Raw genomic sequence first — 13515 nt, 5'->3', positions numbered from 1 at the left:
GGGGGGGGGCGCGGCGGCCGCCGGCGTCACGACCGAAGAACAGCTCGGTGACGATCGACCGCGTCGCGCCTGCCGGGCAGGCGGCGTCCTGGGCGACCGCCGGCGTCGCCGCGCCGAGCACGGTCGCGAGCAGCAGTGCCGGGCCGCCGCCGGACAGCAAAAAGGCACGGCCCTGGCGGGGCCGTGCCTTCGCATGCGTCGAACTGGACCGCGGCGCGATCAACCCATCGCCTTCACGATCTCGTCCGTCATCTTCTTGGCGTCGCCGAGCAGCATCATCGTGTTGTCGCGATAGAACAGCGTGTTATCGATGCCGGCGTAGCCGGAGGCGAGCGACCGCTTGGAGAACATCACGGTGCCGGCCTTCCAGACCTGCAGGACCGGCATGCCGAAGATCGGCGACTTGGGATCCTCCTCGGCGGCCGGGTTGGTCACGTCGTTGGCGCCGATCACGAAGGCGACGTCGGCCTGGGCGAACTCCGAGTTGATGTCCTCGAGCTCGAAGACCTCGTCGTAGGGCACGTTGGCCTCGGCCAGCAGCACGTTCATGTGGCCCGGCATGCGGCCGGCGACCGGGTGGATCGCGTACTTCACCTCGACGCCTTCGGCCTTCAGCTTGTCGGCGAGCTCACGGAGAGCGTGCTGGGCCTGCGCCACCGCCATGCCGTAGCCAGGCACGATGATGACCTTGCCGGAGTTCTTCATGATGAAGGCGGCGTCGTCGGCCGAGCCGAGCTTGACGGGCCGCGCCTCGGCGCCGGCGGCAGGGCCGGACGTCTCGCCGCCGAAGCCGCCCAGGATCACCGACACGAACGAGCGGTTCATGCCCTTGCACATGATGTAGGACAGGATCGCGCCCGAGGAGCCCACCAGGGCGCCCGTGATGATCAGCGCCGAGTTGCCGAGCGTGAAGCCGATGCCGGCGGCCGCCCAGCCCGAGTAGGAGTTGAGCATCGAGATGACGACCGGCATGTCGGCGCCGCCGATCGGGATGATGATCAGCACGCCGAACAGGAAGGACGCGAAGGTCAGCGCCCAGAAGGCCGCGTAGCTCTCGGTGCGGGCGAACACCACGATCAGCGCCACGATGGCGGCGAACAGCGCGATGTTGATGAGGTGCCGCAGCGGCAGCATGATCGGCGCGCCGCTCATCCGCCCCGACAGCTTGGCGAAGGCGATCACCGAGCCCGTGAACGTGATGGCGCCGATGGCGACGCCGAGCGACATCTCGATCAGGCTGGCGCCGTGGATGGCGCCGACCGTGCCGATGTCGAAGGCGGCCGGGGCGTAGAGGGCGCCGGCCGCGACCAGCACGGCGGCCATGCCGACCAGCGAATGGAAGGCGGCGACCAGCTCCGGCATCATGGTCATCGGCACGCGCCGCGCGATCACGGCGCCGGCGCCGCCGCCGAGGGCGATGCCGAGCACCACCAGGATCCAGGCTCCGGTGCCGGCCGGCGGATGCAGCGCCAGCGTGGTGCCCACGGCGATCAGCATGCCGGTCATGCCGAAATAGTTGCCGCGGCGGCTCGATTCGGGGCTCGACAGCCCGCGCAGAGCCAGGATGAACAGCACTCCTGCCACCAGGTACAGAAGCGCGGCGATATTCGCGTTCATGTCACATCGTCCTCATTCAGCGCTGCGCAGCGCGACCGCCGTCGACCCGAGGCGGAACAAACGGCCGGATGAGGGAGGGTGCGAGAACCCGATGCGGCGATCCGGCCCCCCTCGCCCGGATTCGCCGGCTGTAGCCGGAGGCGGCAGCCGCCGCGCTCACTTCTTCTTTTTCGTGTACATGGCGAGCATGCGCTGGGTGACCAGGAAGCCGCCGAAGATGTTCACCGAGGCGAAGACGAGCGCGACGAAGCCGAGCGCACGGGCCAGCAGCGGGCCGTTGTCGTCACCGACCAGCGACACGCCGACCGCGAGCAGCGCGCCGACCACGATCACGGACGAGATCGCGTTGGTCACCGACATCAGCGGCGTGTGGAGGGCCGGCGTCACGGCCCAGACGACGTAGTATCCGACGAACACCGCCAGCACGAAGATCGACAGCCGGAAGATGAACGGGTCGATCGCACTTGCCACATGCTCCATCGCAGATCTCCTTGAACGCGGGCGGCCTTCCGTTCGGAAGGCGCTGTTGCTGTGCGGGCCGGGCCGGCCGTCAGGCCGCCGTCTTCGGCGCGAAGTTCGGGTGGACGACGGCGCCGTCGCGGGTGAGACACGTCGCCTTGAGGATCTCGTCGTCCCAGTTGAGGGCGAGCTGCTTGGTCTTCTTGTCGACCAGCACCTCGAGGAAGGCCAGGAGGTTCTTGGAATAGAGCGCCGACGAGGAGGCGGCGAGCCGGCCCGCGACGTTGAGATGGCCGACGATCTTGACGCCGTTGACGTCGACGACCTCGCCGGGCTTGGCGCCCTCGACATTGCCGCCGCGCTCGACCGCCAGGTCGACGATCACCGAGCCGGGCTTCATCGAGGCGACCATCTCGGCGGTGATCAGCTTCGGCGCCGGACGTCCCGGGATCAGCGCCGTGGTGATCACGATGTCCTGCTTCTTGACGTGCTCGGCGATCAGGGCCGCCTGCTTCGCCTGGTACTCCTTGGACATCTCCTTGGCGTAGCCGCCGGCGGTCTCGGCCTGCTTGAACTCCTCGTCCTCGACGGCGATGAACTTCGCCCCGAGGCTCGCCACCTGCTCCTTCACGGCCGGGCGCACGTCGGTCGCCGTCACGATGGCGCCGAGGCGGCGCGCCGTGGCGATCGCCTGCAGGCCGGCGACGCCGACGCCCATGATGAAGGCCTTGGCGGCCGGCACGGTGCCGGCCGGCGTCATCATCATCGGGAAGGCGCGGCCGTACTCGGCCGAGGCGTCGATGACGGCGCGGTAGCCGGCGAGGTTGGCCTGGCTGGAGAGCACGTCCATCACCTGGGCGCGGGTGATGCGCGGCATCAGCTCCATGGCGAAGGCGGTGACGCCGGCGCGGGCGAGGGCGGCGAGCGCCGCCTCGTGCCCGTACGGGTCCATGATGGCGACGACGAGGGCGCCCTTCTTGTAGCCGGTGAGCTCCATCTCGTTCGGCCGGCGCACCTTGAAGACGATGTCGGCGTCGCGGGCGGCGTCGCGCGAGATGGTCGCGCCGGCCGCCTCGTAATCGGCGTCCAGGATGCCGGACTTGACGCCCGCCCCCGGCTCGACCGCGACATCGGCGCCGAGCGCCTTGATCTTCTTGACCGTCTCCGGCGTTCCGGCGACCCGCGGTTCGGCAGTGTCCGCCTCGGCACAAATCGCGATCTTCATGGTGTCTCCTGCGAAAGGCATGACCGGACGGGCGCGGCGACCGATCGCGTGCGGCGCCGTCCGGAACGGTCGTCAGACCAGGAAAATGGCCATCAGGACGAGGACGACGACGGTGGACCCGACGCCCCATTTCACGAGCTGTAGGAAGCCCTCGTAGGTCGCTTCGTGCTGGGCGTAGTCGTTGCCCGACGCAGTCTCGTATTCCACGGTGGCGTGGTCGGCCATCCGTCCCTCCAGGTCACGGGTTTCCCAGGCCGGCGGCTTAGCGCAATTAACGCATCAGGGCAATGGAGTGGCGGTTTTCCGGCGGTTTCCGCGCGGTCGCCCCGGCCGGCGGGACGGTTCCGGAAAACCACCGATTTGCAGGGAATCCGGCCCGGACGCCGACTGCCCGGCTCTCCGGCGCGACAGCGCCGGCGGGTCCGTAAGAATGCAGACGCGCCCGCATGGCCGACCCGATCCGAAATCACCCCTCGCCACGACCGGAATGCGGCCATGCGGTCGTGGGGGATGGGCGGCGCGCTGTCCGCAGGATGGGGCGGGGTCCGGCTGGAGCCGAAGCATCGGCTCGTCGAATTGGAGCGGGCGATGGGAATCGAACCCACGACATACAGCTTGGGAAGCTGTCGTTCTACCACTGAACTACGCCCGCGTGTCGGGGCAGATTACCCGGGCGGACCGCTCGGCCGCAAGGGGCTGCCGCGGGTGGCCGCCGTGCGTCCGGCCGCGGGCGCGGCGAGCCTGCAGGGCGGCTGTCCGGCAGCCCGCTCGCTCGACCACCGCATGGCACCGGCGGATTGCCACCGATGTAAATCCCACATACATTCGCGTGCGGTTCGCACGCACCGACGGACTGTCGGCGGACCGGGCGGGGAGCGAGTTTGAGTCGAGACACGGCAGGACCGCCGGACCCGAACGGCTGGAGCCTTTCGGGCGCGCCGACCATCCGCAGCCGCCTCCTGGTCCTGGTCGCCGCCACGCTGCTGCCCGTGCTGGTCTTCGCCGGCGCCGTGATCCTGGCCCAGGCCGAGCAGGAGCACGCCGCACTGGAGCTGCGCTCCGAGGAGATCGCCACCGCGACCAACCGGCTGATCGACTCCCATGTGCTGGCGACCGAGCAGGCCCTGCGGGTGCTGGCCGGCTTCGCGCCCCGCACATCCGAGGACCGCACCGCGTTCCATCGCCACGCGACCGAGACGGCCCTGCGGCTCGGCAAGGAGATCGCGCTGCTCGACAGCGACGGCCAGCAGCTCGTCTCCACCCGGCTGCGGCCCGACGCCGAGCTGCCGCGCCGCGCCGACATGACGCCGCTCGCCGGACTCTTCTCGTCCGACCGGCTGGTCGTCACCGACCTGATCACCGGCGCCCTCACCGGCCGGCCCGTCGCCCTGATCGCCGTGCCGGTCTATCGCGACGGGCGGGTCGACGGGATCCTGGCGGCCGGCATCCATCCGGACGATCTCGGCGACGTGCTGCGCGAGGCCGGTGTGCCCGAGACCTGGATCGCCGCCGTGGTCGATCGCAACGGCGTGTTCGTGGCCCGCTCGCGCCAGCCCGAGACCTATGTGGGCCAGGCCGCCCGGCCCGAGCTGCTCGCCGCCGCCACCGGCGGGCGCCTGCAGGGGCGGTTCGACAACGTCACCTGGGAGGGCGTGGCGCAGACCAACGCCTTCCAGCGCTCCACCGTCACCGGCTGGACCGCCGTGATCGGCGTTCCGCAAGCCGTGCTGCAGGCGCCGCGGCACCGCGCCTATGCGATGCTGGCGATCGGCACGGCCTTCGCCGGGCTGGCGCTCGCCCTCGCCGCGTTCTTCGCCCGCCGGATCGCCGAGCCGGTGCGGGCCCTGCAGGGCGCCGCGATGGCGCTCGCCCACGGCGTGTCGCTGCCGCCGGCCCAGCCGCGCATCCGCGAGCTCGCCGACGTGTGGCGCGCGTTCGAGACCGCGGCCACCATCGTGCGGGAGCGCAACGCCGCCCAGGCGGAGCTGGAGCGCGCCACCACGCTGCTCGCCGCCGTCAGCGCGACGACCCCGGACCTGATCTACGTGAAGGATCGCGACGGCCGCATCCTGATGGCCAACGAGGCCAGCCTCGCCGCCATCGGCCTGTCGCGCGAGGCCGTGCTGGGCCGCACCGAGCGGGAGTATCACCACGACGCGGCGCAAGCCGAGGCGATCATGGCGAACGATCGCCTGGTGATCGACTGCGGCGAGCCCCGGAAGGTGGAGGAGGGCTTCACCACGCCGGGCGGCACGCCGCGCGTCTTCCTGTCGACCAAGTCGCCGCTGCGCGACGCGGCCGGCGCCGTGGTCGGGCTGATCGGCGTGTCGACCGACATCACCGACCGCAAGCGGCGCGAGGAGCACGTCGAGCTCCTGATGCACGAGCTCTCCCACCGCACCAAGAACCTCCTGGCGGTGATCCAGGCCCTGGCCCGGCAGCTGATGCGGGCCAGCACCGACCCGGCCGATTTCGAGCAGAAGTTCATGGCCCGCATCCAGGCCTTGGCGCGGGCGCACGACCTGCTGGTGCAGCAGCACTGGCAGGGCGCCCAGCTAGCCGACGTGGTGTTGGCGCAGCTCTACCCGTTCGTCGGCGACGCCCGCGCCCGCGTGACGCTCGCCGGCCCGCCCGTGATGCTGCGGCTCGAGGCGGTCCAAAACCTCTCGCTGGTGCTGCACGAGCTCGCCACCAACGCCTCGAAATACGGGGCGCTCTCGGTGCCGGCCGGCACCATCGCGATCTCCTGGCGCGACGAGGGCGACCGGCTGGTGTTCGAGTGGCGCGAGCAGGGCGGCCCGCCGGTGACGCCGCCGACCCGCCGCGGCTTCGGCCACACCATCATCGAGCGCATGCTGGCGCAGGGCCTCGAATCCGAGGTGACGCTCGACTACCCGCCCGACGGCGCCCACGCCACCTTGCGCATCCCCCGCGCCCAGGTGGCGTCGGACGGGTGAGGCGCGGCGGGGTTCGGCGCCGTCACGTCCCCGCCAACGCCGGCGCGGACGGTCGTTCCTGGATGTCGATGCTGACCTGAAGGCGCTGGTCCAGCCTGCCCAGGATCGTGATCAGACGATCGAGGGTGAAGCGACCGAGCCGCCCGTTGCGGATCCGCGACAATTCCGATGCGGCGATGCCGGTCAGCTTCTCGGCCGCACGAACGCCGAGCATGCGGCGATCGAGTGCGCGGACGATCGCGGCCGCCACGATGGCACGCGCCTGCTCGAGATCGGCATCGGGATGCCCGAAGTCACGGAACACGTTTCCGCTGCCGCGGACCAGATCGAGGTCGTCGCCGCTCATCGCAGGGCCTCCCTCAGGCGCTTGATCCGATCGATGACGCGATCGACGTCCACCTGCGGCGTTTTGATCCCCGTTTTCGACTTCTTCTGAAAGGCGTCGATCACGATCAAGTCGGTCCCAATCTGCACCGCATAGATGATCCGATACGCGTTCCCGCGATGCGACAACGCGATCTCGAACACGCCGGCCCGGCGCCCTTGAAAGGCTTCGCCCTGTCGGCCTTGCCGCCCTCCGCCGCCATCGTGAGTGCATAGAAGGCCTCCCGGCGAACCTCGTCCGGAAAGGCCGAGAACGTCTTCCGGGCCGCATTGAGCCAAGTGACGGGGCGAGTCGAACGCATGACGTAAACTTGTTGACGAAATTGTCAACGCTCGCCGCAAGGGAATACACATCCATACGCACGCCCTGCGTGCGCTGCAACCTCACACCCGGAAATGCTTGGACAGCTTGAGGCCCTGGGCCTGGTAGTTGGAGCCGATGCCTTCGCCGTAGAGCTGGTCGGGCTGGGCCAGCATGTGCTCGTAGACGAGGCGGCCGACCGTCTGGCCGTGCTCCAGGATGAACGGCACCTCGTGCGAGCGCACCTCCAGGACGGCGCGGGAGCCGTGGCCGCCGGCCTCGTCGCAGCCGAAGCCGGGATCGAAGAAGCCGGCATAATGGACCCGGAACTCGCCGACCAGCGGGTCGAACGGCACCATCTCGGCGGCGAAGTCGGGCGGCACCGTCACGGCTTGCTTGGAGGCCAGGATGTAGAACTCGTCCGGGTCGAGGATCAGGGTCTTGCCGCGATTGGCGTGCAGCGGCTCCCAGTATTCGGCGACGTCGTAGCGGGCCCGGCGGTCGACGTCGATCAGGCCGCTGTGGTGCTTGGCCCGGTAGCCGATCAGCCCGTCCGGGCCGAAGCCGGCGAGGTCGACTCCGACCGCGACGCCCTCGGCCAGATCGGCGCCCTCCTCGTCGACCAGCCCCTCGCGGGCCTGCAGGTCGACCAACGCATCGCCGGCGACCAGCGAGCGGCCGCGGTGGAAGCGCATCTGCGCCAGCCGCGAGCCCTCGCGCACCAGCACCGGGAAGGTTCTGGGGCTGATCTCCAGATAGAGCGGGCCGTGATAGCCGGGCTCGATGCGGTCGAAGGAGCGGGCCGTGTCGGCGATCACCCGGGTGAACACGTCGAGCCGGCCGGTCGAGCTCTTCGGGTTGGCGGCGGCGCCGAGATCGGCCGGCAGCGCCAGGCTCTCCTGCAGCGGCACGATGTAGACGCAGCCGGTCTCCAGCACGGCGCCGTCGCCGAGCGCGATCTCGTGCAGCTTGAGGCTGTCGATGCGCTCCGCCACGGTGGCGCGCGGCCCCGGCAGGAAGCTCGCACGCACCCGGTACGCCACCTCGCCGAGCCGCAGATCGAGGCTGGCCGGCTGGATCTGGTCGTCGGCGAGCGGCACGCTCGTGATGATGCCGCCCGACGAGGTCAGCGTGGCGATCATCCGGTCGGGCAGGATGCCCCGGTCGGTGGGGCCGAAGGCGAGCGGCACGGGCCTTCCTCACTGTGGTCGCGGAGTCTTCGGCGGAGCGGCGTCCGGATCGCCGGACGCGGCTTCCGCTGCGCGCGGCCCGGCCGCGCGATCCCCGAAACGAGCGTAATCTTTGGTCTCTAACCGAAGCCCGCCTTGACGAAAAGTCCACCCCTCGCTATGAGCCCGCGTTATCCCGTGGTCATTTGAGCCGGCCGGCTTGCCGCCACGTTAAAGAAGGTTGCTAAAGGGCCGGGGACACGTGTGCCCGGCCTGGATCGTTCCGGCCGGGCTTTTTGCTGGCCCGAGGAGGCCGTGTCCGATGTCCGCGTCCGACCAGAGCTCCGAGTCTTCCGCGGTGGCCGCCGGCTGGCGTCCGGAGACCCGGCTCGTCCATGCCGGAACGCTGCGCTCGCAGTTCGGCGAGACCTCCGAGGCGATGTTCCTGACCCAGGGCTTCGCCTACGGCTCCGCCGAGGAGTGCGAGGAGCGCTTCGTCGGCCCGGGCGGCGGGTTTCTCTACTCGCGCTTCTCCAATCCGACCGTCGCGATGTTCGAGCAGCGGATGGCCGCCTTCGAGGGCGCCGAGGCGGCCCGTGCCACCGCGAGCGGCATGGCCGCCGTCACGGCCGCGCTGGTCGGCCCGGTCCGGGCCGGCGACCACGTGGTCGCGTCGAAGGCGCTGTTCGGCTCCTGCCGCTGGGTGATCGAGGACTATCTGCCGCGCTTCGGTGTCGCCTCGACGTTGGTCGACAGCCTCGACCTCGACCAGTGGCGCGCCGCGGTGCGGCCGAACACCAAGCTGCTCTTCCTGGAGAGCCCGACCAACCCGACCCTGGAGGTGATCGACATCGCCGCGGTGGCGGAGATCGCGCACCAGGCCGGCGCCGTGCTGGTGGTCGACAACGTGTTCGCCACCGCGCTGTGGCAGAGCCCGCTGGCGCTCGGCGCCGACTGCGTCGTCTACTCGGCCACCAAGCACATCGACGGCCAGGGCCGCTGCATGGGCGGCATTCTCCTGGCGTCCGAACAGTTCATCCAGGACCACGTCCACATGCTGCTGCGGCAGACCGGCCCGTGCCTGTCGCCGTTCAACGCCTGGGTGATGCTGAAAGGGCTGGAGACGCTGTCGCTGCGCATCGAGCGCCAGACCGCCACGGCCGCCGCGGTCGCCGACGCGCTCGCCGGGCATCCGAAGATCGCGCGGCTGGTCTATCCGGGCCGCGCCGACCATCCGCAGGCCGAGGTGGTGAAGAAACAGATGCGCGGCGGCTCGACGCTGGTCGCCTTCGACATCGCGGGCGGCAAGGCGGCCTCGTTCCGCTTCATGAACGCGCTGAAGCTCGCGACCATCACCAACAATCTCGGCGATTCGAAAACCCTGGTCACCCATCCGGCGATCACGACGCATCAGCGCCTGACCGCCGCGCAGCGCGAGGAGCTCGGCATCGGCGACGGCCTGATCCGTTTGTCGGCCGGGCTGGAGCATCAGGACGACGTGATCGCGGATCTGCTGGGGGCGCTGAAGGCCGTGTGAAGACGATGGTCGTTGCGAGGCGCCTGCGTCGATCGTTCCCTCCCCCCTTGTGGGGGAGGGACAGGGACGGGGGTGCAGCGCCAGCGTCGTGCCGCGGGCTTACCCCCCTCTCCACCTCTCCCCCACAAGGGGGGAGAGAGCAGGCCGTGCCGTGTCGGCAAGCATCACATCGGCCGCGGCAAGCGTGAACAAGCTACGGCGCCTGCAGCACCACCCGGCAGGCCGGCGGCAGCTCGGCCATGGTCAAAGGCGGGCGCGGCTTCGACGGCTCCTTGGGGGGCGGCGGATGCAGCACCGACTCCTGGAACCACCAGTCGAGCTCGTGGCCGCAGCCGTCGCCGGCCGGCACGGGCGGCTGCGGCTTGCAGTCCGCCTCGCCCGCCGGACAGACGATGCGGACATGGAAATGATAGTCGTGCCCCCAATAGGGCCGCACCTTGTGGAGCCAGGCGCGGTCGGCGCCGGCGTCGCGGCACAGCGCCTTCTTGATCGCGGCGTTGACGAAGATGCGCTCGACCTCCGGGCGCCGCGCCGCGGCGCGGATGACCCCGACATGGGCCGGCGTCCACACGGCCGGATCGACGTCCTGGCGGTCGCGCGCCACCACCATGGTGGCGGACGTCTCCTCGCGCTCGCGCCGGGTCAGCTCGCGGTCCGGCATCGGGGTGAGCCAGATGTCGGCGTCGAGCCCGACCTGGTGGCTGGCATGGCCGGTGAGCATCGGGCCGCCGCGCGGCTGCGACATGTCGCCGACCAGCAGGCCCGGCCAGCCGGCCTTCTGGCCGTCCACGGCGAGCCGCTCCAGCATGGCGACGAGATTGGGGTGGCCCCAGTTGCGGTTGCGCGACAGCCGCATGACCTGCCAGGCCGGCCCGTTGACCGGCAGCGCGATGCCGCCGGCGAGACAGCCCTTGGAGTAGAAGCCGATCGACCGCGCCTCGAGGCTGGCCGGGGTCGGCTTGCGGCCGAACAGCGCCTTGGCCGGCGTCTTCGGGTCGTCCGGATTGGCGAGCGGCGGCAGCGGCTTCGGATCCACCGTGCCGCGATCCTGCGCGACGGCGGGCGCCGCGAGCAGGACCAGTGCGAGCAACGATGCGGCGAGACGGCGATTCGGGCTCATGGTCCGAATCTAGCGGATCCCTCGCGCCGGCGGAACGCCGCCGGCCGCCTCGTCCGCGTCATGCGGGGGCAGGCGGCGGCAGCAGGTCCCAGCGGCCGGGCGGCTCCTCGAACCGGGTCCTGAACCGCGCGACGAAGGCGTCCGCGTCCTCGAGCTGCATGGCCTCCCACGCCTCCAGCCGCGCGTCGTAAACGGGCGACGTCCACATGTATTTCGAGACCACGGCGAACATGTCGAGCACGATGAGGACGATGAAGAGGATCAGGATCCAGATCCCGGTTCCGGAGAACTCGGAGACGGCGCTCCACATGCTGCTCCAAAGCTCGGCGGTCGAGCTGGATTTCCGCCCCTCGAACTCGCTCAGCTTGCCGGTCGCGACGCCGAGCGCCGCCCGTGTGTTCTCGCCCCGCTTCAGCTCCTGGTCCCGCAGGTCGGCCGAGCGCCGCTTCTCGATCTCCTTGCGTCCGATCTCGGTGTCGATCGCGTCGGCGGAGACCGGAAACGCCTGGAGCTTCCGGTTGGCGTCGCCGCGCTGGGCGACGAGCTCGGCGAGCTTTTCCTGCGCCCTGCAGTAGACCGAACTCCGGTGATCGGTCTCGCACCTCGGGCTGTCCGGTCCGGCCACGCGAGATTCGTAAACGTCGAGGTTGAGGGCGATCAGGCGCGGCCGGTTGATGCGGCAGGCACGCTCCCACCGGCCTCTCGACCGCTCGCGGCCCGCGATGCAGTTCAGCATCTTCACGTCGGCGTCGATGGCGTCGACGGCCTGCTGGAGATCCGCTCTTTCGCGGTCGAGCGACTTGTTCTCCTTGCGGAGCTGCAGCGTCCTGATGTCGCTGTCCAGCTCGGCGATCTGCTTGGTTTGAGTCGAGACGATGTTCCTGATCGCCAGATCCTCCTCCTCCAGCTTCCTGATCGCGTCCCGCGTCTCCGAAATGGGAAGCTGCTTCTCCAGCCGGGCCGAGAGGAACTGGCGATGGAAGTCGACATTGAGCTGGCCGCCGACCAGGATCGACATGAACAGCGCGAAGCCGAGGCGTGCCCACATCTGCGCTTTCGAGGGCTTGCGCTGGACCACGATCGACATGTCGAACGAGTAGATGACGCCGGCATAGATCAGCACGCCGAACAGCGTCACGGCGGCCCAGCCGAACCAGGAATGAGCTTGGTCCTTCATCAGGTAGGACATGAACGTGAAGGCGCCGACGACGGCGAGCGCCGTGGTGAACAGCACCGAGAGCGCGAGCCCCATCCGGGCCTTGGCGTCCCGGTAGCCGGCCCCGACCAGCATGGCCGGATCGGTGCCGAGGGCGTGCCAGAGGCGACCGCCGGCACTCTCGGCGACGGGCGGGCGCGGGATCCTGATGAGATCGAACGGATCGAACGTGCCCTTCGGCGAGCCTTGGCGCCGGAAGGTCGCGCCCGGGAAAAACTCGCGAACGATCCGCAGGATGATCCGCTTGAAGCTGAACACTCCAAAGTAGAGGACGACGAGAAGAACGACGGTCAGCAGCGTGAGAAGCGTGAATCCATTGATGAAGTTCGCGAACTCACAGAAGACGCCGCCGGTCTTGCAGCCGTCGACACTGACGTTGTCGAGGATCTTCTTGAAGAACCACTCGATCGCCGCCTTGATGACCTCGAGACGCATTTGAAGCATCGATAGCCCCTGCCCCGCACGGCCGGCCCGCGGACCACGGAACCGACACAACGGCTAGGAGATAATCGATGCCGATGAATATTTCTAGTAGAATTATACCTTAATTCACGTCTGAGTTGCAGACGCCTTCAACCCCTCCCGATAGGTCGGATAGCGGAGCGTGATGCCGAGGTCCTGCTTCAGCTTGTCGTTCTTGGCGCGCTTGCATTCGGCGTAGAAGCTGGCGGCCATCGGGGGGAGATGCTTGACGGCCTCCTCGAAGGGCCATTCCGGCGGCGGCTCGCGGCCGAGCAGGCCGGCCGCGAAGACGATCGGGTCGCCGGGTGCGGTCGGCTCGTCGTCGGCGACGTTGAAGGCGCCGTCGGCCCGCCTCGCGAAGGCCGCCTCGATCGCCTGGGCGATGTCGGCGACGTGGATGCGGTTGAACACCTGGCCCGGCTTGACGATCCGCCAGGCGCGGCCGCGCTCCAGATTGACGATGGCGTTCTGGCCCGGCCCGTAGATGCCGGCGAGCCGCAGCGCCGCGACCGGCACGCCGGCGCGGGCGCCGAGCGCCGCCCAGGCGGCCTCGGCCTCGACCCGCTCGCGGCCGCGCGGATTGACCGGCTTCAGCTCCGCCGCCTCGTCGATCCAGGCGCCGCCATGGTCGCCATAGACGCCGAGGGTGGAGAGCAGCACGACGCTCTTCAGCGCGGCAGACTTGGCGATCTCGTCGCCGAGCGCCGCCAGCACCGGGTCGCCGGTCTCGGTCGGCGGCGTCGAGATCAGCAGCGCCTCGGCCTCGCGGACGGCGGCGATCAGCTCGGCCGACGGCGCCATGCCGTCGAACACCAGCATCTCGACCTCGCGCCCGCCGTAGTGCCGCGCGGAGTGGTCGGCGGCGCTCTCGGCCGTGCGGGTGGTGCCGACGATGCGGTCGAAGCGGGCCCCGTACTCGGCCACCCAGTGCTGCGCGCAGTAGCCGAAGCCGAAGCAGATCAGCGTGCTCATGTCGTTCTCACATCTCCGTTCGTCATTCCGGGGCGCGCCGAAGGCGCGAACCCGGAATCCAATCCCAACCATCCGCATCGCGGCTGGATTCCGGGT

At 69.7% G+C, this 13515-nt stretch carries 12 protein-coding genes, 1 tRNA gene and 1 riboswitch; of the genes, 2 read left to right on the top strand and 11 right to left on the bottom strand.

The window, feature by feature from the left end:
* Window positions 1–219 precede the first annotated feature (219 nt).
* The 5 genes from CH341_RS19965 to CH341_RS19945 all read right to left on the bottom strand — a co-directional run bounded on the left by CH341_RS19965 (window position 220) and on the right by CH341_RS19945 (window position 3953).
* Window positions 220–1617, bottom strand: coding sequence for an NAD(P)(+) transhydrogenase (Re/Si-specific) subunit beta (locus CH341_RS19965; RefSeq protein WP_111420740.1), 1398 nt, complete (start codon window positions 1615–1617; stop codon window positions 220–222).
* Window positions 1618–1773: 156 nt separating this feature from the next.
* Entirely contained in the window at window positions 1774–2097 is a 324-nt protein-coding gene (locus CH341_RS19960; protein WP_111358152.1) for a proton-translocating transhydrogenase family protein, read from the bottom strand.
* A gap of 70 nt (window positions 2098–2167) precedes the next feature.
* On the bottom strand, window positions 2168–3301 hold the full coding sequence (locus tag CH341_RS19955; protein ID WP_111420739.1) for a Re/Si-specific NAD(P)(+) transhydrogenase subunit alpha: 1134 nt from the start codon (window positions 3299–3301) through the stop codon (window positions 2168–2170).
* Between the two features lie 72 nt (window positions 3302–3373).
* Complete coding sequence (locus CH341_RS19950; RefSeq protein ID WP_111420738.1) at window positions 3374–3526, bottom strand: aa3-type cytochrome c oxidase subunit IV; 153 nt, start codon at window positions 3524–3526, stop codon at window positions 3374–3376.
* 352 nt (window positions 3527–3878) lie between these two features.
* Window positions 3879–3953: transfer RNA gene (locus CH341_RS19945), tRNA-Gly, on the bottom strand.
* A gap of 229 nt (window positions 3954–4182) precedes the next feature.
* Between CH341_RS19945 and CH341_RS19940 the strand changes: the two genes are divergently transcribed.
* Window positions 4183–6258, top strand: coding sequence for an HWE histidine kinase domain-containing protein (locus CH341_RS19940; RefSeq protein WP_111420737.1), 2076 nt, complete (start codon window positions 4183–4185; stop codon window positions 6256–6258).
* A 22-nt stretch (window positions 6259–6280) separates the two neighbouring features.
* Here CH341_RS19940 and CH341_RS19935 read toward each other — a convergent pair whose 3' ends face one another.
* From CH341_RS19935 to CH341_RS19925, 3 genes are all read right to left on the bottom strand, one after another.
* On the bottom strand, window positions 6281–6604 hold the full coding sequence (locus CH341_RS19935; protein ID WP_111420736.1) for a helix-turn-helix domain-containing protein: 324 nt from the start codon (window positions 6602–6604) through the stop codon (window positions 6281–6283).
* Entirely contained in the window at window positions 6601–6786 is a 186-nt protein-coding gene (locus CH341_RS35315; RefSeq protein ID WP_210208468.1) for a type II toxin-antitoxin system RelE/ParE family toxin, read from the bottom strand. The genes CH341_RS19935 and CH341_RS35315 overlap by 4 nt, the downstream gene beginning before the upstream one ends.
* Before the next feature lie 240 nt (window positions 6787–7026).
* A complete protein-coding gene (locus CH341_RS19925; RefSeq protein ID WP_111420735.1) occupies window positions 7027–8133 on the bottom strand; it encodes a 2'-deoxycytidine 5'-triphosphate deaminase in 1107 nt (368 codons plus the stop codon).
* 167 nt (window positions 8134–8300) lie between these two features.
* Window positions 8301–8380: riboswitch (SAM riboswitch) on the top strand.
* A gap of 54 nt (window positions 8381–8434) precedes the next feature.
* On the opposite strand from CH341_RS19925, the gene CH341_RS19920 reads away from it, so the two are divergent.
* Window positions 8435–9649 carry an O-succinylhomoserine sulfhydrylase gene (locus CH341_RS19920; protein ID WP_111420734.1) on the top strand — a complete coding sequence of 405 codons (1215 nt, stop codon included), beginning with the start codon at window positions 8435–8437 and terminating at the stop codon, window positions 9647–9649.
* 193 nt (window positions 9650–9842) lie between these two features.
* Here the strand turns inward: CH341_RS19920 and mepA are convergent, their stop codons facing one another.
* From mepA to CH341_RS19905, 3 genes are all read right to left on the bottom strand, one after another.
* Window positions 9843–10769: a penicillin-insensitive murein endopeptidase gene (gene mepA, locus CH341_RS19915; protein WP_111420733.1), complete on the bottom strand. Its 927-nt coding sequence runs from the start codon at window positions 10767–10769 to the stop codon at window positions 9843–9845.
* A gap of 58 nt (window positions 10770–10827) precedes the next feature.
* Window positions 10828–12420: a DUF4407 domain-containing protein gene (locus CH341_RS19910; RefSeq protein WP_170149728.1), complete on the bottom strand. Its 1593-nt coding sequence runs from the start codon at window positions 12418–12420 to the stop codon at window positions 10828–10830.
* Window positions 12421–12534: 114 nt separating this feature from the next.
* On the bottom strand, window positions 12535–13419 hold the full coding sequence (locus CH341_RS19905) for an NAD-dependent epimerase/dehydratase family protein (RefSeq protein ID WP_111420731.1): 885 nt from the start codon (window positions 13417–13419) through the stop codon (window positions 12535–12537).
* Window positions 13420–13515: the final 96 nt, after the last annotated feature.

It is taken from the genome of Rhodoplanes roseus (genome assembly GCF_003258865.1).
GTDB lineage: Bacteria > Pseudomonadota > Alphaproteobacteria > Rhizobiales > Xanthobacteraceae > Rhodoplanes > Rhodoplanes roseus.
Note: the sequence above shows the minus strand (reverse complement) of the source record. Positions and strands in the feature narration are given on the sequence as shown.